Source organism: Thermotoga sp. KOL6, assembly GCF_002866025.1.
In the GTDB taxonomy this organism is placed as follows: Bacteria; Thermotogota; Thermotogae; order Thermotogales; family Thermotogaceae; genus Thermotoga.
Window position 1 is genome coordinate 145,082 of record NZ_LNDE01000002.1, and the last position, 21,383, is coordinate 166,464.

A 21,383-nucleotide genomic window follows, 5' to 3' on the forward strand; every position below is an offset into this window, starting at 1 on the left:
CCTTGTTTTAAAATTTTCAAATTTTATTCCTCCGATGGGGAAAAACATGAAAATTGACTTTTTCATAGACAAGTAGAGAGCATCATTGTTTTGACGGGAAGTTTTTATTGTACAATTCAATCGGTTCGAAAGGAGGTGGTAATATGGTCTCCATAGAGGATGTAAAAGAAGCTCAAGATGTTTTAAAGAAAGTAGTCCATCGAACTGCTCTAACTTATTCTTCTGTTTTGAGTGAAATTACTGGCGGAGAGATTTACTTGAAAATGGAAAATCTCCAAAAAACAGGTGCGTTCAAAATAAGAGGTGCTTACAACAAGATAGCTCACTTGAGCGATGAGGAAAAAGAGAAAGGAGTTGTTGCTGCCTCCGCAGGGAATCACGCCCAGGGAGTTGCATTGGCTGCAAGAATTTTCGGTATTTCTGCAACCATCGTCATGCCGAAATACGCGCCTCTGTCAAAGATCACTAAAACAAAGAAATTGGGAGCGCAAGTGATCCTCGAAGGTAATGTCTTTGACGAAGCATATGAGGCAGCTTTGAGAATTCAAGAAAAAACTGGAGCGGTTTTCATCCATCCCTTCAACGATCCTTATGTGATAGCAGGGCAAGGAACAATAGGACTTGAAATACTAGAAGATTTGCCGGATGTGGATCTCGTTGTCGTACCAGTTGGCGGAGGAGGGTTGATATCTGGTATCTCTGTTGCTATTAAATCCTCAAAGCCTGGCGTTCAGGTGATAGGGGTCCAAACTGAGAACATGCCTTCTATGGTTGCTTCTTTGAGACGAGGAAAAGTGGAAAAGGTGGAAGGAAAACCCACTCTCGCCGATGGAATAGCTGTGAAAAAGCCCGGAGATTTGACGTTCGAGATAATAAAAAAATACGTTGATGAAATGATTCTGGTTAACGAAGAAGAAATAGCAGATGCAATTCTTTTTCTTTTGGAACAAGCAAAGGTAGTAGCTGAGGGAGCAGGGGCTGTTGGTGTAGCGGCTCTCTTGAACAGATTAGATGTGAAGGGGAAGAAAGTTGCGATTGTTATAAGCGGTGGGAACATAGATGTGAACATGATAGATCGCATAATAAACAAAGGACTCGTAAAAAGTGGTAGGAAGGTCTTCATAGAAACTTTCGTGATGGATAGACCAGGTGCGCTCAAAGAGCTTCTCGGAGTTGTGGCAGAACTGGGAGCAAACGTCCTTTCTGTATCCCATAACAGATCTTCCAAAGATGTTCCAATCGGATATGCGAAAATAGAACTCGAGCTTGAAACAGTCGACGAAAAGCATGTCGAAGAGATAGAAAGAGTCCTTATCGCCAAGGGATACGAAGTGAGAATACCCGGATGACTGTATGAGAAAATTTTCACAATTGTAATCGTTATGAGATTCACAATTAAGTTACATGGTTTACGATCGACACTGGGAGGTGATAAACGATGTGGACCAAAGAAGTTGATATAAAAAATGTAGTTGAAATGAGGCTCAAAACAACTTGCTACTTCGGTGTCGGTGCTCTGGGAAAGATAAAAGATATTCTCGATTTTTTGAAGGAGAAAATGGGAATCAGATCAATAGCCATTATCACAGATAAAGTTGCATACAAGGTTACTGGTGTTTGGGATGTTCTGGAACCCGAGTTGAAGAGGAAGGGTATCGAGTACATAGTGTATGAAAATGTTACACCGAATCCAACTACTGCGCAAATAAATGAGGCAACGAAGAAAGCTTTGGATATTAACGCTCAAGCGGTAATCGGTATTGGTGGGGGAAGTCCTATAGACACAGCTATAAAGTGTGGCGATTCTCTTGGAATATTCTCAAAGGAGTGCTGAGGAATTGTATGAGCAAAAGTTTGCTCCAGAGAGGGCAAAACCCATAGTGGCTATAAACACAACTCATGGTACTGGTACAGAGGTTGATAGGTTCGCAGTGGCATCTATTCTCGAAAAAGAATACAAGCCAGCAATTGCATATGATTGTATATATCCAACCTTTTCTATCGATGATCCAGAACTTACAAAAACACTTCCAGAAAAACAAAGTATTTATACATCACTGGACGCTCTAAACCATGTAACGGAAGCATCGACAACCGTTCTAACGAATTCTCTCTCTATAAACCTTGCAAGGGACACTGTGGAACTGATAGCAGAATATCTACCAAAGGTGATTGAAGAACCTGAAAATTTGGAAACACGTTATTTCTTAATGTACGCTTCCATGATTGCCGGTGTTTCTTTCGATAACGGCATGCTACACCTCACACACGCTCTCGAGCATCCATTGAGTGCCGTAAAACCAGACTTGCCCCATGGGTTGGGGCTTGCAATGCTCCTTCCAGCTGTTGTTAAGTATACTTATAAAGTTAAACCTCAGATACTAGCCTATATCTATCAGCCAATAATCCCCGGGCTAAAGGGTATATCAGACGAAGCCGAGGAAGTTGCTGCGAAGCTGGAGCAGTGGATTTTCGAGCTTGGAGTTAAAGAAAAACTCGCGGACGTCGGTTTTTCGGAGGAAGATATTCCCAAACTCGTAAAACTTGCCTTCGAAACGCCTGTTCTCGATCTCCTTTTAAATTCAGCTCCGATGAATGTCGATAAGGAATTGGTCAAAACGATTTATAGTGAATCCATGAAACCTTACAATTGATTGGTACAAAGAGGCTACAACAACAAGGGCAGGGAAATCCTGCCCTTTTTCTGTTAGAATATCTTTTGCGGAGGTGAAATGTTGAGACTCGTTTCTGATATCTCGTTTTTTGTGGGGTTTGGTGCCCTTTTTGTATCCATCGTGTTCTTTGATCTTGGGACTCGTGCCATTAAACGAAAACAGGAACAAAAGAAAAGGTTTTACGATAAGAAGGGAAAGAAATTCCTTCTTTTGAGTCTCATTTTCTTTGCTGTATCCATAACTCTTGCGTTGGTTGGCAGGGGATGAGTGTGGTCTTTCTGATCTGCAATCCAGTATCGAATAGTGGAAATACTGGAAAAGTTTGGCCGAAAGTAAAAAAAATCCTTGAAAAATACGGAATATCATACGAAGTTATTTTCACGAAAAAGCCGGGTCATGCTGTTGAGATCTCTAGAGACGCTTGTATGAAAGGTTATGATAGGATCGTCGCGATGGGTGGAGATGGTACAGTGAACGAAGTAGTAAACGGAGTGTTCTTGAGTGATTGTGACTTGGAAAAAGTTACTTTCGGATGGATCCCCGTTGGAAGTGGAAAGGACTGGGCCAGGACGATTAACGTTCCCTTGGATCTCGAAAAGGCAGTCGAAGTGTTGAAAAAAGGTAAAACTTTCGTGCAGGATTTGGGAATAGCAGAATATGAGGCACTGGATGGTAAAAGGAAAAAACGAGCGTTTGTTAACGTCGCTGGATTGTTTTTCGATGGATTTGTAACGTATAGAACAAATCTTCTCAAGAAGAAGAGCAGATTTTCTTATTTTTTGAGGATTTTCTCTTCCATTTTAAAGTACAAACCCACGGATGCAATCATTGTAATCGATGGAAAGAAATGGAAAAAGAAAGTTTTCTCTATGAACGTTGGAATTTGTAAGTACAATGGAGGGGGGATGAACCAAGTACCCCATGCTGTTCCCGACGATGGACTTCTCGCGGTTACGGTGATCAACGATATAGGTAAACTCAGAATATTGGCTAATGTTCACAGGGTGTTTAATGGGAAACTTTTGGAGCATCCCGGTGTTGAAGGTTATCAAGCGCAGAGGGTGACCGTGGAATTTCAGAAAGAGGAACCAATAGAGCTGGATGGAGAAACTATTTGGGTAAAAAAAGTGACTTTCTCTATATTACCAAAGGCATTGAAAGTAATGGTGGAAAAGTGAGGGGAAAATACCCCTCACTTTTTGATAGACTTTGCAAGCTCCAAAAACTCTTGAGCTATTTTATCTCCACCATACTTCTCCACAAAAATCCTTACTTCTTTCCTTATATCTTCCACTAGTTCCTCATCCATCATAAGAAGTTCAAGTTTTTTCACCAAATCGTGTACATCCTTGTACTTTACGATAGGCCCGAATCCGTAAGAATCCGTTTGAATCGTTTCAACGAATCTACTGTCTCTTATGACGATAGGGGTTTCACTTGCGATAATCTGATAGAGTGTAGAAGATACTACCACATTTGGTGTATTCCCCTTTGGTAGCAGATGAACGTTCGAACCTTTTAGATAGCTGTATAATTTTTCCACAGTCGGTCGTTTCTGCCACTGAGTAATCCATTCTGCATCGTAGTCGACTCTACCATCCGATCTAATTATCCAATAATGAAGATTGGAGAACTTATTTCTCAGTTTCCTCAAAGCGTTCAGGAAATCACAGTACTCTTCAACGGGCTGCCTTCCGAAGGAAAAAAACAAAAATTTATTTTCATCAATGGGTCTTTCCGGCGTTACATCGAATGGTTTCATCACTGGATAGCTGATTACTTCTACTTTTTCTCTGGGAATTTCGTAAAATTCAAGGATTTCATCGTAAAACCTCCTATCGAATATTACGATCTTGTCGGCTGGCAATTTCACAATTTCTTTTGCCTTGAAAATGTTGGCCTCGTGGAAGACAGATATAATAGGAACTTTTAGCTTTTCGATCAATTTCGTGAGAGGTTTCACTGGGATCTTCCAAAATGCTTCTACTATCAACAGGTCGAAATCTTCCTTCAAAATCTCTTCTTCTTTTATCCATCCCTCTTCCGTGACGTTGTCCACTTCGGTGTACATTTCCCTTTTAACAAATTCAGGGTCTTGAGCTTCCGTTCTTTTGTAGTACTTCACTTCCTTTAAGGCGCTCTCTTCCGTTGGGGCGAAAACTATCACTTTGTGCCCCATTCTGATTAATTCTCTTGCGAGGATCTCTGCATGCATCCCCACGCCACATGTGGCGCCCCATCTACTGATGAATGCTATCTTCATATCTTTCACCTCCTTATTTTTTGATTCTTCTACTATAATTATTTTAAACCAGCGAAGGATTGTGACTTGGTCGAGTTGCTAATATGGACAAAAGAGTTTTAAAGGAGGTGTGCTATGATAGAAGAACTTTGGGATATAATCCAGAGGAGCCTTCAAAAATGTCCGTGGCTTGAAAAACAAAGTCTGTACGATCTTCTCCAAGCACTTTCTTCTGAGATCGAGGAAATAAAAAAAGCCCTTGATGAGAAAGATCTAGACAATCTCGAGGAAGAGATAGGGGATTTGATATACGATGCTTTTCTTGTAGGAGTAGTGGCCAAAAGGGATTATGGAATAAACCTCGATAATTCTATAAAAAGAGTGGTAAAGAAAATCTCTCACAGAAAACCGTGGTTGTTTTGGGAAAGAAGAATATCACTGGAGGAAGCAGAAAAAATCTGGAGAGAGCGCAAGAAGAAAGTTTAATCTATCTTTTCTATGGGTTTCTCACCAAAGAGTTTAGCGGGTAGAAAGAAAATGGGTGATCTGAGTTTTCGGTTGAATTTTTCCACCTCTGAGTAGTATTCCTTTCTCGCTTTTTCCAAAAGGGACAGTATTTCTTTGTATTTTCCTTCGACAAGAGAATTACCGGATTTTACTTCTCTCTTGAAGAGTTTTTCTCTCTCCTCCAAAATGGATATGTCTCTCTCTATGTATTTGATGATTTTTCTGTGGCGAATCAGAAAGGCCCAAGTGTAAAATGAATATATGGTGAAGGCTAACACAATCAAAGCAACTGTCCACATATCTAGATCACCCTCACCAATGATAACACAAGGTGTTCGAAAGGAGGAAGTGGAATGATAAAGATAGGTGCTCATATGCCAATTTCGAAAGGATTCGATAGAGTTCCGGGAGATACAGTAAAAATTGGGGGAAATTCTTTTCAAATATTTCCCCACAACGCCCGTTCATGGAGAGCTTCCATCCCTTCTGATGATGTTTCTAATAAGTTCAAGAGGGAAATGAAAAGGTGCAAAATCGATTGGGAAAATGCTTTCTGTCACTGCGGATATTTGGTAAATCTCGCCAGTCCAAAAGAAGACGTGTGGGAAAAGTCTGTAAGTTTGTTGAAAACAGAGGTAGAGATTTGCAACAAATTGGGGATAAAATACTTGAACATTCATCCTGGGAGTCATCTTGGAACTGGTGAAGCTGAAGGAATGGATAGAATCGCTCGTGGTTTGAACGAAGTTTTGAACACCACAAAACGCGTTGTTATACTCCTCGAAAATGTGTCTCAAAAGGGAGGGAATATCGGTTACAAGCTGGAACATTTGAAGAAGATATACGATCTTGTTGATCAGAAAGATAGGATGGCGATCACGTACGACACGTGTCATGGTTTTGACTCCAACTACGATATCACCAAAAAAGAAGGAGTGGAAGCTCTCTTGAACGAAATAGAAGATCTTTTTGGACTGGAAAAGCTCAAGATGATTCATCTCAACGATTCTAAATATCCTCTTGGAGCCGCAAAGGACAGGCATGAGAGGATAGGAAAGGGTTTTATCGGTGAAAAAGGTTTCGCCGTTTTCTTTTCTTTCAAAGAGATTCGCAATGTGCCTTGGATTTTGGAAACACCAGGTGGAAACGAAGAACATGCGGAGGATATCAGAAAAGTTTTTGAGATCATAGAGAAGTATGGCATAGAGGTTGAGTGATATGCCGGTAGACGGTTTATTGATCTACAAGGTGGTCAGGGAATTGAGGAACCTAAAAAACGAATACCTCAGGCAGATATATCAGCCTACAACCGTTGATTATTACTTTTTGTTTCGGTCAAGAGTTATTCGTGTGTGTCTGAAACCAGATATTTCTCACGTTTCTATTGCCGAAAAGGAAAGCTCATCAGAAAAAATGCCTACTTCTTTTACGATGCTTCTGAGGAAGGAACTGAAAGGAGCGAGGCTTCTGGGTATAAAACAGCTGGGAATGGATAGAACGATCGTTTTCGAGTTTGAAAAGTTAGATGAGGTAGAAGGAAATGTTCAAAAAAACCTCTTTGTAGAAATAATGGGGGCACACTCTAACATAATTTTGGTGAAAGAAGGAAAAATCGTAGATGCTCACAAGAGAATTGTGACGAAGAAAAGAGAGATTCTTCCCGGGAAAGAGTTCACTCCTTTTCCATCTGGGAAGTTTTCTTTATTTGAGCTCAAAGAACTTCCTGATAAAAGTCCGAAGACGGCAAAGAATGTTCTTTTGTCTCTCTTAGAAGGTTTCTCCCCTTTGTCTGTGGAGGAAGTGTTGTACCGATGTGGATACTCCTCCGATACACCATGGAATGAAGTGGACAGGATAAGGATCCTCGAAGCCCTAAATCGGATAAAGGAAGAGATCGTTGATAACGGTGTTTTTGTTTACTACGAGAAATCACACCCTGTGGAAATTTCTGCTTTCAAATATACGATGCTGAACCTTGATGAAAAGTATTTCGAAAGCCCTTCTGAAGGACTCAACGAGTTTGTAAGATGGAAAGAAGAAAAATCTACTTTGGAAAACATGAAGAATCGTCTTTCTAAAATCGTGACGAAAAAGATCGAGGAGTTGGAAGAGTTAGAGGAAAAGCTTTTGAAGGAGCTCTCGAGTACAACAAAAGCGAAAGAGCATAAAAGAATCGGTGATCTGATAATTCAGAATCTTTGGAAAATCAAAGGGAAAACAGGGAAAGTTGAACTTGTGGACTGGGAAACGGGTGAGAAGGTTGTTGTAGATGTAGGTAATGATCCTTCTCGTACTGCTCAAAAGTACTATGACACTTACAAAAAACTTTTGAGAAAGAAAGAAAAGGTTAGCAAACGAATCCAGGATATTCAGAAAGAGAAGGATTATCTTTATCAACTATGGCAAACCATAGACGACGCGGAAGATCTGGAGTCACTTGAAGGAATAGAGGAAGAAATGAGAGAAGCTAGGCTCTTGAGGAAAAAAGAAAGTAAAAACAAACACAAGAGAAGAGAAACTTCTCGATTTAGAGAGACGAAATATATGGGGTTTAGAATTCTTATAGGAAAGAACAACAAGCAAAATGATGAACTTGTTAGATCTTCTTCCAAAGAAGATATTTGGTTGCACGCTCACGAGATGCCGGGAGCACACGTTGTTGTAAAAGCAGGTGGCAAAACAGTTCCACAGGAGGTTATAGAGTACGCAGCGAGTTTCGCTGCAGGTTATTCAAAAGGAAAAGATTCCGGGAAAGTCCCAGTAGATTATACTCTCATAAAATATGTTAAAAAGCCAAAGGGGTTCAAACCTGGGATGGTCATATACACGAACTACAAAACAATATTGGTAGAACCTAGGAGGTTGGAGGAATGATAGGGTATCAGTTGTACGTAAGATCTTTCAGAGATGGAAATTTCGATGGCTTAGGAGACTTCAAAGGGTTGATATCCTCCATCGGATATTTCAAAGACATCGGTGTAGATTTTGTCTGGCTCATGCCGGTTTTTTCTTCCATATCATTTCATGGATACGATGTAGTGGACTTTTACTCTTTTAAAGCTGAATATGGTACGGTGGAAGAGTTCAAAAAATTGGTTTGTGTCTTTCATGAAAATGGTATGAAAATCGTTCTCGACCTTCCCATTCATCATACGAGTTTCCTGCATTTGTGGTTTCAAAAAGCTATGAAAGGTGATCAGAAGTACAAAGATTATTATGTTTGGGCGGACGATAAAACAAATTTAGATGAAAGAAGGGATTGGGATGGGGAGAGGATATGGCATCCTTTGGAAGATGGAAGATACTACAGAGGATTGTTCGGGCCGCTTTCCCCGGATTTGAATTACAACAATCCCAAGGTGTTCGAAGAGATGAAAAAACTGGTTCAATATCTTTTAGAAATGGGCGTGGATGGTGTTAGATTCGATGCAGCAAAACATATGAAAGATTCTCTCGAACAAAATGTGCGTTTTTGGAGGCATTTTCTTTCCGGATTGGACGGTATTTTCCTTGCGGAAATATGGGCGGAATACAAAGTAGTCGATGAGCATGGTAGAATTTTTGGATACATGCTGAATTTCGATACGTCTCATTGTATAAAAGAAGCCATCTGGAAAGAAAATGCCAGTATTTTGGTTGCATCCATCGAGAGAGCGTTGATCGGGAAAGACTATCTTCCCGTCAATTTCACATCGAACCATGATATGTCGAGACTTGCAAGCTTTGAAGATGGTTTCATAAAAGAGAAAGTGAAACTCTCTCTCTCCATTCTTTTTACGCTTCCCGGTGTGCCGTTGGTATTTTACGGGGATGAACTGGGAATGAAAGGGATTTATCGGAAACCACATACTGAAGAAGTGTTGGATCCATTTCCTTGGAGTGAGAATATGTGCGTTGAGGGACAGGCTTTTTGGAAATGGCCATCTTTCAACGAACCTTTCAGTGGAATTTCCGTTGAGCATCAAAAAAAGGATCCAAACTCTGTTTTTTCTCACTTTCTGAAATGGGCCACGTTTCGGAAGGAAAATCCATGGTTGGACAATGCAGAATTGGAATTTCTCTGCAGAGAAGGGAAACTTCTTGTATATCGACTAAAAGATAAGAACCACTCTCTAAAAGTGTTCCACAATTTGTCTGGAGAGGAACATGTTTTCGAAGGTGTTCATGTAAAAGCTTACAGTACGGAGGTGATTTGAGTGAAAGCGGAAAAAAGGAATGTCTGGCACTACAGAGAAAGAGGAGAGATAGAATCTTTCTCAAAGGACTACATAGCATTCATAGGAAGAGCGAAAACGGAACGTCTCGTTGTAAAAGAGGTGAAAGACCTTCTTGAAAACGCAGGGTTTGTTCCTCTTGGAGATTTTGTAGGAGATCCTATGAACATGACTGTTTATGTTGTGAACAGAGGGAAAGCAATTGCCGCTTTCAAGGTGGTAGATGATCTGAGAAAAGGCTTAAATATGGTAGTGGCTCACATCGATTCTCCCAGGCTAGATTTCAAACCCAATCCCTTGGTTGAAGACGAACAAATTGCACTGTTCAAAACTCATTACTACGGCGGAATAAAAAAATATCAGTGGTTCAGCATACCTCTTGAGATTCATGGAGTGTTGTTCAAATCGGATGGGAGTGAGGTAGAAATTCATATAGGTGATAAGCCTGACGATCCTGTTTTCACCATTCCGGATCTTCTACCTCATCTGGACAAAGAAGATGCCAAGATCTCCGAGAAGTTCAAAGGGGAAAATCTCATGCTCATTGCTGGAACCATTCCTCTGAATGAGGAAGAAAAAGAAGCGGTGAAGACGAACGTTTTGAAAATCTTGAATGAAATGTACGGTATCACAGAAGAAGATTTCGTCAGTGCTGAGATAGAGGTTGTTCCCGCTTTTCCTCCCAAAGAAGTAGGTGTGGACAGAAGTCTTATAGGAGCCTATGGACAGGATGATAGGATATGTGCTTATACAGCTTTGAGAGCTCTGCTCGATTCACAGCCTGAAAAGTCTGTGGGGGTTGTGCTTTTCGATAAGGAGGAAATAGGTAGTGATGGAAACACGGGAGCAAAAGCAAGATTCTATCTAAGAGTTTTGAGGCAAATTCTGAAAATGCAAGGGGCAAAAGATTCAGAATTTGCTCTCGATGAAGTTCTAGAGAGAACATCGGTGATTTCCGGAGATGTTTGTGCCGCGGTTAATCCACCTTACAAAGATGTGCACGACTTGCAAAACGCTCCCAGAGTTGGTTACGGTGTGGCGCTTGTCAAATACACGGGAGCCCGGGGAAAATATTCTACAAACGATGCTCACGCGGAATTCGTTGGCCGTGTCAGAAAAGTTCTGAACGAAAGAAATGTGATATGGCAAGTGGCGACACTGGGAAAAGTTGATCAGGGGGGAGGAGGTACAATAGCGAAATTTTTTGCGGAAAGAGGAGCAGATGTGGTCGATATGGGACCCGCTCTTCTTGGAATGCATTCTCCTTTTGAACTCTCCTCAAAAGCGGATCTTTTCGAAACTTACAAAGCTTACAAATATTTACTCGAAGATCTGTGAGGTGAGATGTTGATAGAAGAACTCGCGCGAGAGATTATAAGACGTTTTCCAAGGGATCATAAAGAGAAAGATCCTTTTAAAGTGCTGATTTCGACCGTTTTAAGTCAGCGAACTCGTGATGAAAACACAGAAAGAGCTTCGACGAAACTCTTCAAAGTTTATAGAACGCCAGAAGATCTTGCCAAAGTTAAACCAGAGGATCTTTATGAACTGATAAAGGAATCTGGTATGTACAAACAAAAAGCCGAAAGAATCGTTGAGATATCCAAAATCATCGTGGAAAAGTACAATGGAAAAGTTCCTTCCGATTTAGAAGAGTTGCTGAAACTTCCAGGTGTAGGGAGGAAAACCGCTAATATTGTGCTTTGGGTTGGATTCGGAAAACCAGCTCTTGCAGTAGATACCCATGTTCATAGGATCAGTAACAGATTGGGATGGGTGAAAACGAAAACACCGGAGGAAACAGAAAAAAAATTGAAGAAGCTCTTAACTAAAGATCTCTGGGGACCTATCAACGGTTCGATGGTCGAGTTTGGAAGAAAAGTGTGTAGACCAGTGAATCCAAAATGCGAAGAGTGTTTCTTGAAAAAACACTGTGAATTTTACAGAAAAAGGGGGAAAGAAAGATGAACTACGGAATAGAGCTAAAGGGAAGCTACTCCCTCTTGAAAATTTTCCTATCTCCAGGTGAAAGTGTGAAAGTAGAGCCAGGTGCAATGGTGTACATGAAGGGGGACATAGAAGTCAATACCTCATCAGGAGGCAGTGTTTGGAAAGCTTTAAAAAGAGCCATCCTTGGTGGTGAGAGTTTCTTCATGAATACCTATACCTCCCACGGAAATGGGGAGGTTGGTGTAGCTCCGGAACTTCCCGGTGATATTGAAGTGATATCCCTGAAAGAGGAACTTTACGTACAATCTACTTCTTTTCTGGCTAGCGATACCTCGGTGGATATAGATGTTTCTTTTGGAGGATTCAAATCGTTTTTTGCTGGAGAAGGAATATTTTTGTTGAAGCTTTTAGGATTTGGTGATGTGGCTGTTTCTTCTTTTGGCGGCATCAAAGTAATAGATCTTCAACCGGGCGAAGAGATAACAATAGACACAGGTCATGTTGTTGCTTTTGATGGAACGGTAAATTGGAATGTCAGAACATTTGGTGGATTGAAATCTACTATTTTTGGTGGTGAAGGATTAGTATGCACTTTCACGGGGCCCGGTAGAGTTTACATTCAAACTAGGAATTATTCCGCATTTGTTAAATGGATCGAATCTCTTGTATCCAAAAAAACAGGGAGTAGATAGTTCTCGTATTGTGGTAAAATAGTTCGTGAAACGAACAAAAATGGGAGGAGACTTATGCTTTTTTTAACTAACACACTTCGCTCAATGGGGACCATGAGTTTTAATCTGTTGATACAGCTTCGCATGAAGGAAATCGGGGCAACGCTTTTTTTGATAGGTCTCCTTTCCAGTCTTCGAGGGGCTGTTGGTACCTTTTCAAATCTCTTCTGGGGAAGAATATCCGATAAAACAGGTCGTAGGAAGCCTTTTCTTATTTCGAGTCTGGTTCTGGCTTCTGCATTTTATCCGTTGTATGCAGTCATAAATAGTCCGCTTTCTATCCTAATAATCTCTATGGTAATTGCTTTTTTCAACGGAATGTATCCTCCTGCAGCTATGGCACTCAGTAGTACCAAAAAAAGAATGGCACTTGGTTTTTCTCTCTACAATTCTTCAAACTCATTGGGGATGCTTTTGAGCAGGCTCTCTATAGGTTTTCTACTTATCTTCATCGATTTAAAAATGGCTTTTGTTTTCTTTTCGATTGTTATAGCCGTTGCGGTGATTCCCATTCTTATGTTGAAAGAAAAGAAATTGGAGAAAAAGAGAGAAGAGAAACATTTTAAGAGACTCGTTCTCGAAAATGGAACATGGGCTGTATACGTCGGCAGCCTTCTGAGGCAAATGGGAACCTCCGGATCTATGTCTTTGATAGCAGTTTATTTGAACGATACCTTCCATTTTGATGCTTCAACAATAGGGTTCATAACATCGGTAAATCCGCTCATTCAGATACCCTCTCATTTTTTATTCGGTAGATTGTCAGAGAAAATCGATCCGAAAATAGTGAGCGCTTTGGGGATTTTTTTATCAGCGCTGACTCCATTTTTAATGATGGTTCCTGAACGATGGGCTCCTGTTCTCGCTTATGCCACCTTAGGTACAAGTTTTGGGGCTTTCATCAACGGTACCAACAATTTTTTGGGAAGAAGGTTCCATTATCTCCAAAGAGGACAGGCCCTTGGCCTTCTCAGCTCGGCAAGGTTCTTTGGTGCTACCGTTGGACCTCTTTTGGCGGGTATTCTCGCGGAGAAATCCTATGATCTCATGTTTTCAGTACTAGGAAGTGTGATACTCTTAGGAGGTCTTGTGGTATTATTTTTTACAAGAAGCGGGGAGAGATCCCCCGCCTCATAATTTCTGGATGATGGACTCCAATTTCTGTTTAATTTCTTCAAGTTCTTTTTTGATCACTTGGAGTTTTTCACTCTCAGAAATCGACATGCCTTCCCCTATGATTCCTTCTACGTTCAATCTTCCTTCTTTAAGCAATTCATAGGTTTCGTTTACGAGCTTCCCAGCTTTGGTATCTCCTTTAACGTGTTCTCTAATAGTTGCTTCAGTTCTTCCAAGTTCTTCAGCGATCTCAGATGCGGTCATTCCTGCTTTCGCTCTTGCAAGCGCACCGGATGCCACTGCCAAGCTGTCTACCCATGTGAGTCTTTCAGAAGAATTGCGGATCTCTTCTAGTACCTCTTTTCTGAAAAGAGTTCCAACGAGCAAAGCAACTTCGAGTCGATGGATTTCCTCTTTAGTCACCGGATTGAAATTAAGCTTCATCTTTTTCACCCCCCTCTGAAAGATGTATTACGATTCCTTTGTTGGTGATCTCGAAGGGATGCCTTTTCATAGAATGTGATGTTCCTCTCATTTTCCATACGATCAAACTTCTTTTGAGTTCACCATCTATCTCGTCTAAATCGAGTCTTATGATACCGTCCACACCGTGTTCAACGCCAGGGCCTCCAAATCCCTTTTCCGTAACCGATACTTGACTTACAAAAAGCGAAGTACAACCAAGACCGGAAAGGATTCTTTTGAGTTGGAATATCACACTTCTTGCCATCGCTGGTTTCGTTATGTAAAGAGTTGTAACAGAATCTATAACCACTCGCTTTGCCTGTATATCTTTTATTGCTCTTCTCAAAACCTCAGCGAGTTCTCTTACGTCGTCTATATCCCTCACAACATACAGCTCTTTTTCTGCATACTCACCGATTCCACCAGTAAAAGCATCCACTATGACAAATTTTCCTTCCTTTTCAAAAGGTGTTACATTCCAACCAAATTCTTCCATATTTTTCTTTACTTGAACGGGATGCTCTTCAAGAGCAACGTAAATGCCTGGTTCTCCTATCTGAAGCCCATTCCAAAGGAATTGCTGAGAAAAGATGGTCTTACCTGTTCCAGGTCCCCCTGAAAGGAGAACAATATTTCTTTCAGGTATTCCTCCATGGAGAATTTCATCCATACCTGGGATACCCGTTTTTACCCTTTTGATCATTTTCCCACCCCCTCTATGATTTTTAGCAGAGATATATTAAGATCGATAAACAAAAAACTTACAATTAAATTAACATCACCATAACAAATGAATTTTTCTTCTGATTTTTTTATATTTATGCTGTATAATTGTATGTGCTTTCAATATTGAAGAACGGAGGTGATTGGTCTTGAAAGTGTCAAAAAAAAGAAGACAAGAATTGATAAAAAAGATAATACACGAAAAGAAAATAAGCAATCAATTTCAAATCGTAGAGGAGCTGAAAAAGTATGGAATAAGGGCCGTTCAACCAACCATAGCTCGTGATCTAAAAGAAATCGGAGCGGTGAAAATTATGGATGAAAACGGGCATTACGTTTATAGACTCTTGGATGAAACGCCCGTTATCGATCCCTGGAAAGAATTGAAAAGAAATTTCAAGTCCTTCGTTGAGAGTATAGATAAAGCGGGAAATTTGATCGTTATAAAGACTATACCAGGAACTGCCAGTGGTATAGCCCGAGTCATCGATAGACTTGACATTGATGAAATTGTGGGAACGCTTGCAGGTGATGATACAATATTTGTTGCTGTGAGGGATACTGAAAGCTGTGAAAAGATCGTTGAAAAGCTTTCTTCTATACTTTGATTTTTCTTCGGAACAATGAGTAAATCACCGGTATTACAAACAGTGTGAACAGCATGGATATGAGCATTCCAAAGATCACAACCCATGAAATGGGAGATTCTATTTCGGCGCCTTCTCCATGGCTCAAGGCTGTTGGAAGCAACGCCACAATGGTAGTGAAGGTGGTCATTAATATGGGTCTAAGCCTTCCTTGTGCTCCTTCCAAAATAGATTCTTTCAAATCTTTATCTTTTCTTATTTGCTCGATTCTAGTAAGCATAACGATTGCGTTGTTAACAACAGTTCCAGATAGTGTTAAAAGACCGACAAGAACGGGTACATCCAGCGAGTAATTGTTTATCAAAACAGCAAAGGCTACACCAACGATTGCGAAGGGAACGGTGAGGAAAATGACGAATGGTAGAACGAAAGATTCGAACTGAGCCGCAAGGATCATGTATACAAGAGAAATCGCTATGTAAACAACTGAACGAAGCTCAGAAAGCGCTTCATCCATGAAAATTTTTTGTCCTGAAAGATCTACTTTCACTCCTGAAAGGTCCAGTTTTTCTAGAGTTTCTTCTACTTTCTTTGATATGTTTCCAAGCGACCCTTCTGCTATCACCACATCCACGTAAGCAACTCTTTCACCGTCTGAATGATCTATCACCGAGGGAATGTCTCGTTGAGAAATGCTTGCGATTGTTCCGAGAGGAACATCACCTTTCAAGCCTCCAAGAGGTATTTTGGGCAAATATTCCACCGTGAGAGATTCGCTTTTTCTTAAGATTATGGGTAATGTTCCTTCAGATGTTTTCAAAGTTCCCAGAGTCTTTCCGAGAAGGTACGTTTGCAGATCCAGGAATACCTGACCAGCTACCACACCGTTCATAAGCGCTTTATTTCTATCGATTTCGATGTGCATTACATTCTTTTTATATGAATCTCTGATCTGAACCTTTTCGATTTCTGGAATGGCTTTCAGTGAGTTGTAAATTTCTTCGGCTTTCCTTTGGATTACTTCCAAATTATCTCCTCTCACCTCGATTGTTATAGGATATCCGAGGATCTCGTAAATCTGTTGGGATTGTTCCAAAACTTCTACCTTCGCGCCAGAAATATTAAGCGAAGATATGTCTTTTTTCAGTCTCTCTCTATTTCGACCGAACTCTTTTCTGCTACCTCCTAGATTCACCATGATTCGAGCTTCATTCTGCCCTCTTCCCATCAATTGGGAATATTCACTCGTCACACCTATTTCCGAATAAAAAGATGTTATGTTGTAATCCAATCGATATGTATTCAGGTAGTCCTCTATCACTCGGACTGCTTCTGCTGTTTTCTTATAAGAAGCTTGGGGGGGGAGTTTCATATCAATTACAACAAGATTCGTTTGAAAGGTCGGAATGAAACCCAGTGGTTTTGAAAGAAGAAACATTGCAGATATGATCACAAGAGCAATTGCAACAGTGAGAACGATACTTTTTCGCTCCAAACACCACTCCAGTGCTTTTCTGTACGATCTTTGAAGTTTCTCGGTCATTCTGCCCTTTTTCGGCTTTATCCAACGTGTGCCAGCTGGAACGATGACCGTTGACACAAAGAGTGAAGAAAAGAGGGCCAACGCAAAGGCAAGCGCGAAGTACTTGAACAATCTAACCACGAAGCCAGTAAAGAAGACAACGGGAAGGAATACGGATACGGTAGTCAGAGTAGATGCCAGTATGGCGACCCATACTTCGCTAGTTCCTTCCCTAGCAGCATCGGGGATAGGTTTTCCCTGGGAACGGTGTCTGTAAATGTTTTCGAACACAACAATCGAGTTATCCACCAACATCCCCAATGCCATTATTAATCCGCCGAGCGTCAGTGTATCTAGGTTGATTCCGAAAGCGTACAGAAAGACAAAAGTTACCGTCAAAGAGAGAGGTATAGAAAAAGAGGTGACGAATGTGGAGGTGAAATCTTTAAGGAATATCAAAACCACGATAAAAGCAGCAATAAAGCCATAAAACAGATTTTTGAGGAGATTGTCTATAGCTCTTTCCGTATAATAGGCTTGATTCACAGCTTCGACATAATTTATGCCGGAATTTTTCAAGATCTTTTTTATTTCTCGTACAGTTTTAACCGTGTTCGCACCACTTCTTTTATATACTGCGACGAGAGATGCTTTTTTTCCGTTGACCCTGATTTCTCCTTGAACGTTTTCTTCTGTTATCTTGACATCTGCTATGTTTTTTAAACGAACGGGGACGAGTAATTTGGGAATATCTCCTCTCAACAGAGACTGGTATTTCACTCCTCTGAACCCAACGATAGTGTTTTTCAAATCTTCTAAGCTTTTAAAACGACCGTCCACGGACACTGGATAGATATTTCCTTCACTGTCTTCTACATAACCAAAAGGATAAACCAAGTTTCCAGAGAGAAGAGTTTCTATAAGTGATGGATCTACATCCAACTTCTTTATTTTTTCATGGTTCAGAACGATTTCAACGACTTTCCTAGGTTTTCCCAACTCTTCCACACTGGCAACGTCGGACAATCTTCTTATATGTGAGACAACTTCTTCGTAGTTTTCTTCAGTTGAGAAGGCGTACACTGGTAGCAAAGATGGATCAAATTCAACTACTATTGGTTTCACGCCTTCCGGGAGCTCTCTTGCTGCAAGGTCTATGTATCGAGAGAGTCTGCCTACTGCGTCAGAAGTTTTCACGTTCCAGTTGAACTCCACAATTATGAACGAAACAGAATCCATAGACATGGAAGTAAACCTTCTAACCCCTGGTGTAGAGGAGATGTACTTTTCGAGAGGGATTGTTACGAGTTCTTCTACTTCCTCCGTCCCTGCTCCCATGTACGTGGTTATAACGACGGCATACGGATATTCGATCTGCGGTAGGAGATCTAACTTCAGGTGTTGAAAAGATATAATCCCTAAGAATACAACAGCGGTTAGTAACATCAGGATGGCAATAGGTCTCTTTGATGATGCTTCTGCTAGTTTCATTTGTATCCCTCCCTAACGCAATTTATTATAGCTTATTTTTTTAGGAAAATGTTCTTGTCATTCATACATTTCGTTTGCTATACAATATTATTACATATACATTACCATACACAAAATGGTCTTTTTATCATATTTTTATCTATTAACCAATTTGAATCCTAACACTTGACATATTACCCAGAGCTTTCTATAATTTTCCACGGAAAGACCGATAAGGAGGTGGAAAAATGGCAGAAAAGAAAGAATTTGTTGTTGGAATAGACCTCGGAACGACTAATTCTGTCATAGCTTGGATGAAACCGGATGGAACGGTTGAGGTGATACCCAACGCGGAGGGTAGTAGAATAACACCATCTGTTGTTGCTTTTACTAAAAGTGGAGAAATTCTCGTTGGTGAACCTGCCAAGAGGCAAATGATACTCAATCCCGAGCGGACAATAAAATCCATAAAGAGAAAAATGGGAACCGATTACAGAGTTAGAATAGATGACAAAGAATATACTCCGCAAGAAATCAGTGCATTCATTTTGAAAAAGCTCAAAAAAGACGCTGAGGCGTATTTGGGTGGGGAAATAAAGAAAGCAGTCATCACATGTCCTGCATACTTCAACGATGCTCAAAGACAGGCAACAAAAGAAGCAGGAATCATAGCGGGACTTGAAGTTTTGAGAATCATCAACGAACCAACAGCGGCGGCTCTCGCGTACGGTTTGGATAAGGCTGGTAAAGAACAGAAAGTCTTGGTTTATGATCTCGGAGGAGGAACTTTCGATGTTTCAATACTTGAAATAGGTGATGGAGTGATCGAGGTTATCGCAACCGCTGGTAATAATCATCTTGGTGGAGATGATTTCGACCAGAGACTCATAGATTGGATGGCTGAGGAGTTTAAAAAGCAACACGGAATAGATCTCAGAGAGGACAGGCAAGCTCTTCAGAGATTGAGAGATGCAGCCGAAAAGGCTAAGATAGAACTCTCGACGAAGATGGAGACAGATGTTAGTCTTCCGTTCATAGCAGTTTCTCCAAGTGGTCAACCTTTACACCTCGAGATGAGAATCACAAGGTCCTTGTTTGAATCGCTCACCAGAGATCTCGTTGAAATGACTCGTGGGCCTATAGAACAAGCACTAAACGATGCTAAGCTTTCGCCAAAGGATATAGACGAGATCATACTGGTTGGTGGAATGACGAGAGTCCCAATGGTTCAAAGGTTTATAAAGGAGATCTTTGGGAAAGAACCCAATAAGAGTGTTAATCCGGATGAGGCTGTTGCGATCGGAGCAGCAATACAAGCAGCCATACTGGCAGGAACGGAGGGGGCCAAGGGAAGGGACATTGTTCTTGTAGATGTCACACCACTCACCCTTGGGATAGAAGTCAAAGGAGGTCTCTTTGAACCGATCATACCAAGAAATACCAAGATACCTGTAAGGAAAAGTAAGATCTTCACGACTGTCGAGGACGGTCAAACAGAGGTGGAAATCAGAGTTTATCAGGGAGAAAGACCTATTGCGAGAGAAAATATTTTCCTTGGAAGCTTCAAACTCGTGGGAATACCACCTGCACCGAGAGGGGTACCTCAGATAGAGGTGACATTCGACATAGACAGCGATGGTATTGTTCACGTGTCTGCAAAGGATCTGGGTTCTGGAAAAGAGCAATCTATGGTTGTCACCGGTAGACACAAACTCTCGGAGGAAGACATAAAGAGAATGATAGAGGATGCTAAGAGGTACGAAGAACAAGACAGGCGCATCAAAGAGGAAATCGAACTCAAGAATAAAGCAGACGATCTCGCTTACAGTGTTGAAAAAACGTTGAGAGAGTACGGTGACAAAGTCCCCGTAGATCTCAGATCGAGATTGGAGAACATGATTAAAGAACTTCGGGATGCTATTAATAGAAACGACATTCCGAGAGTTAAAATGCTCTTCGATGACCTCCAGAAAGAAAGTATGAAGATAGGGGAGTATCTCTATAAATCCGCAACTGGTGGTGAATCATCGAATCAATAAAAGAGGGGGAGGTGATACGATGCTTCTCGGAAGAAGAGAGGATATATTCAAACCGTTCAGGGAACTCCAGAGGGAAATAGACAGGCTCTTCGAAGATTTCTTCAGGAGTGACCTGAGGCCAGCTGCTGAGGCTTTTGCACCGGATATGGACGTGTACGAAACAGACGACGAAGTGGTGGTAGAAGTTGAGATTCCGGGTATAGATAGAAAGGATGTCAAAATAACGGTCGAAGAAAACATATTGAAAATTTCCGGTGAGAAAAAGGTCGAAAGGGAACAGAAGGGGAAGAACTACTACTTCGTCGAAAGGAGCGCCGGGAAATTCGAAAGGGCAATAAGGTTACCAGACTATGTAGACGTGGAAAAGATCAAAGCAGAGTACAAGAATGGAGTCTTGACTATCAGAATACCGAAGAAAGAAGAGAGAAAGAAGAGAGTCATAGAAGTGGAAGTTCAAGAGTAAGATAAAGGGGAGCAATCGCTCCCCTTTTTAAAATTCTACTATGTAAACAAAGTCCCCTGTGTTCAGCATGGCAGCATTCGCCTCATCGGTGTCAACGTGAAACTCCAATACAAAATCTTCTCTTACCCTTATGAGAACATCGTCAAATATCAATTTTCTGTCACCGTTCTCGACGATCACTTTGACAATATCTTTATCTTTCACACCAAAATGTTCTGCATCTTTAGGGTGCATATGAATATGTCTCTTTGCAAGGATCACACCTTTTTCTTTCACCAGGATCCCGTTCGGTCCGATTATCACGATGCCGGGAGTGCCTTCGAGATCACCAGAATCTCTCACCGGAGGCCGAATTCCCAATCTGAAAGCATCTGTTCTTGAGATTTCAACCTGTGTTTCTTTTCTTACGGGTCCAAGTACCCTCACGTTCTCAATAGCACCTTTGGGCCCTACTATGGTAACAGTTTCTTTGGCAGCGTACTGACCTGGCTGTCTGAGATCTTTTATTGGTGTAAGTTCATAACCTTTACCGAATAACGCTTCAAGATCTTCTTTTGAGAGATGAACATGTCTGTTGCTCACTCCTACAATAATTCCTGGTTCTTTTTTTATCAACACCTGCACCTCCTTTGGTTTATGCATTTATTCCAATCGATATAATTACACATCTTTATTTCTT

The 21,383-nt window shown here is 41.0% G+C and carries 22 protein-coding genes; 16 read left to right on the forward strand and 6 right to left on the reverse strand.

Going from position 1 to position 21,383, the window contains the following annotated elements; genetic code table 11:
* Window positions 1-143 precede the first annotated feature (143 nt).
* The 5 genes from ilvA to AS005_RS04925 all read left to right on the forward strand — a co-directional run bounded on the left by ilvA (window position 144) and on the right by AS005_RS04925 (window position 3,853).
* Window positions 144-1,349, forward strand: a complete 1,206-nt coding sequence (gene ilvA, locus AS005_RS04910) for a threonine ammonia-lyase (protein WP_101510596.1) — start codon at window positions 144-146, stop codon at window positions 1,347-1,349.
* Window positions 1,350-1,438: 89 nt separating this feature from the next.
* Window positions 1,439-1,834 carry an iron-containing alcohol dehydrogenase gene (locus AS005_RS08870; RefSeq protein ID WP_255408092.1) on the forward strand — a complete coding sequence of 132 codons (396 nt, stop codon included), beginning with the start codon at window positions 1,439-1,441 and terminating at the stop codon, window positions 1,832-1,834.
* A gap of 4 nt (window positions 1,835-1,838) precedes the next feature.
* Window positions 1,839-2,654 carry an iron-containing alcohol dehydrogenase gene (locus AS005_RS04915; protein ID WP_255408093.1) on the forward strand — a complete coding sequence of 272 codons (816 nt, stop codon included), beginning with the start codon at window positions 1,839-1,841 and terminating at the stop codon, window positions 2,652-2,654.
* Window positions 2,655-2,732: 78 nt separating this feature from the next.
* Window positions 2,733-2,942 carry a hypothetical protein gene (locus tag AS005_RS04920; protein ID WP_233186249.1) on the forward strand — a complete coding sequence of 70 codons (210 nt, stop codon included), beginning with the start codon at window positions 2,733-2,735 and terminating at the stop codon, window positions 2,940-2,942.
* Window positions 2,939-3,853, forward strand: a complete 915-nt coding sequence (locus AS005_RS04925) for a diacylglycerol kinase family protein (RefSeq protein ID WP_101510598.1) — start codon at window positions 2,939-2,941, stop codon at window positions 3,851-3,853. Before AS005_RS04920 ends, AS005_RS04925 begins: the two co-directional genes overlap by 4 nt.
* 14 nt (window positions 3,854-3,867) lie before the next feature.
* Here AS005_RS04925 and AS005_RS04930 read toward each other — a convergent pair whose 3' ends face one another.
* Window positions 3,868-4,938, reverse strand: coding sequence for a glycosyltransferase family 4 protein (locus AS005_RS04930; protein WP_101510599.1), 1,071 nt, complete (start codon window positions 4,936-4,938; stop codon window positions 3,868-3,870).
* A gap of 114 nt (window positions 4,939-5,052) precedes the next feature.
* Between AS005_RS04930 and AS005_RS04935 the strand changes: the two genes are divergently transcribed.
* The gene (locus tag AS005_RS04935; RefSeq protein ID WP_101510600.1) at window positions 5,053-5,403 is read left to right on the forward strand and encodes a MazG nucleotide pyrophosphohydrolase domain-containing protein; all 351 of its coding nucleotides are present in this window, start codon (window positions 5,053-5,055) and stop codon (window positions 5,401-5,403) included.
* Here AS005_RS04935 and AS005_RS04940 read toward each other — a convergent pair.
* Window positions 5,400-5,723, reverse strand: coding sequence for a hypothetical protein (locus AS005_RS04940; protein WP_101510601.1), 324 nt, complete (start codon window positions 5,721-5,723; stop codon window positions 5,400-5,402). The genes AS005_RS04935 and AS005_RS04940 overlap by 4 nt on opposite strands.
* A 54-nt stretch (window positions 5,724-5,777) precedes the next feature.
* Between AS005_RS04940 and AS005_RS04945 the strand changes: the two genes are divergently transcribed.
* The 7 genes from AS005_RS04945 to AS005_RS04975 are packed head-to-tail and all read left to right on the forward strand — an operon-like array spanning window position 5,778 to window position 13,456.
* Window positions 5,778-6,641: a deoxyribonuclease IV gene (locus AS005_RS04945; RefSeq protein ID WP_101510602.1), complete on the forward strand. Its 864-nt coding sequence runs from the start codon at window positions 5,778-5,780 to the stop codon at window positions 6,639-6,641.
* Window position 6,642: 1 nt separating this feature from the next.
* Window positions 6,643-8,298, forward strand: a complete 1,656-nt coding sequence (locus AS005_RS04950) for an NFACT family protein (RefSeq protein WP_101510603.1) — start codon at window positions 6,643-6,645, stop codon at window positions 8,296-8,298.
* Window positions 8,295-9,620: an alpha-amylase family glycosyl hydrolase gene (locus AS005_RS04955; protein WP_101510604.1), complete on the forward strand. Its 1,326-nt coding sequence runs from the start codon at window positions 8,295-8,297 to the stop codon at window positions 9,618-9,620. The genes AS005_RS04950 and AS005_RS04955 overlap by 4 nt, the downstream gene beginning before the upstream one ends.
* Complete coding sequence (locus AS005_RS04960; protein ID WP_101510605.1) at window positions 9,621-10,976, forward strand: aminopeptidase; 1,356 nt, start codon at window positions 9,621-9,623, stop codon at window positions 10,974-10,976. It abuts the gene before it with no gap.
* Between the two features lie 9 nt (window positions 10,977-10,985).
* Window positions 10,986-11,606, forward strand: a complete 621-nt coding sequence (gene nth / locus AS005_RS04965; RefSeq protein WP_101510606.1) for an endonuclease III — start codon at window positions 10,986-10,988, stop codon at window positions 11,604-11,606.
* Entirely contained in the window at window positions 11,603-12,280 is a 678-nt protein-coding gene (locus tag AS005_RS04970; protein WP_101510607.1) for a TIGR00266 family protein, read from the forward strand. The genes nth and AS005_RS04970 overlap by 4 nt, the downstream gene beginning before the upstream one ends.
* A 54-nt stretch (window positions 12,281-12,334) precedes the next feature.
* A complete protein-coding gene (locus tag AS005_RS04975) occupies window positions 12,335-13,456 on the forward strand; it encodes an MFS transporter (RefSeq protein WP_101510608.1) in 1,122 nt (373 codons plus the stop codon).
* On the opposite strand, the gene AS005_RS04980 is transcribed toward AS005_RS04975, so the two are convergent.
* Window positions 13,451-13,879 (reverse strand): transcriptional regulator, encoded by a 429-nt coding sequence (locus AS005_RS04980; protein WP_101510609.1) that lies wholly within the window; start codon window positions 13,877-13,879, stop codon window positions 13,451-13,453. The genes AS005_RS04975 and AS005_RS04980 overlap by 6 nt on opposite strands.
* The gene (locus AS005_RS04985; RefSeq protein ID WP_101510610.1) at window positions 13,869-14,603 is read right to left on the reverse strand and encodes a KaiC domain-containing protein; all 735 of its coding nucleotides are present in this window, start codon (window positions 14,601-14,603) and stop codon (window positions 13,869-13,871) included. The genes AS005_RS04980 and AS005_RS04985 overlap by 11 nt, the downstream gene beginning before the upstream one ends.
* Window positions 14,604-14,772: 169 nt before the next feature.
* On the opposite strand from AS005_RS04985, the gene argR reads away from it, so the two are divergent.
* Window positions 14,773-15,231, forward strand: coding sequence for an arginine repressor (gene argR / locus AS005_RS04990; protein WP_101510611.1), 459 nt, complete (start codon window positions 14,773-14,775; stop codon window positions 15,229-15,231).
* Here argR and AS005_RS04995 read toward each other — a convergent pair.
* The gene (locus AS005_RS04995; protein ID WP_101510612.1) at window positions 15,221-18,223 is read right to left on the reverse strand and encodes an efflux RND transporter permease subunit; all 3,003 of its coding nucleotides are present in this window, start codon (window positions 18,221-18,223) and stop codon (window positions 15,221-15,223) included. The genes argR and AS005_RS04995 overlap by 11 nt on opposite strands.
* Before the next feature lie 227 nt (window positions 18,224-18,450).
* On the opposite strand from AS005_RS04995, the gene dnaK reads away from it, so the two are divergent.
* Complete coding sequence (gene dnaK, locus AS005_RS05000; RefSeq protein WP_101510613.1) at window positions 18,451-20,241, forward strand: molecular chaperone DnaK; 1,791 nt, start codon at window positions 18,451-18,453, stop codon at window positions 20,239-20,241.
* A 19-nt stretch (window positions 20,242-20,260) separates the two neighbouring features.
* Window positions 20,261-20,704 carry an Hsp20/alpha crystallin family protein gene (locus tag AS005_RS05005; RefSeq protein WP_101510614.1) on the forward strand — a complete coding sequence of 148 codons (444 nt, stop codon included), beginning with the start codon at window positions 20,261-20,263 and terminating at the stop codon, window positions 20,702-20,704.
* Between the two features lie 27 nt (window positions 20,705-20,731).
* Here the strand turns inward: AS005_RS05005 and AS005_RS05010 are convergent, their stop codons facing one another.
* Window positions 20,732-21,346 carry a phosphate propanoyltransferase gene (locus AS005_RS05010; RefSeq protein WP_101510615.1) on the reverse strand — a complete coding sequence of 205 codons (615 nt, stop codon included), beginning with the start codon at window positions 21,344-21,346 and terminating at the stop codon, window positions 20,732-20,734.
* Between the last annotated feature and the right edge of the window lie 37 nt (window positions 21,347-21,383).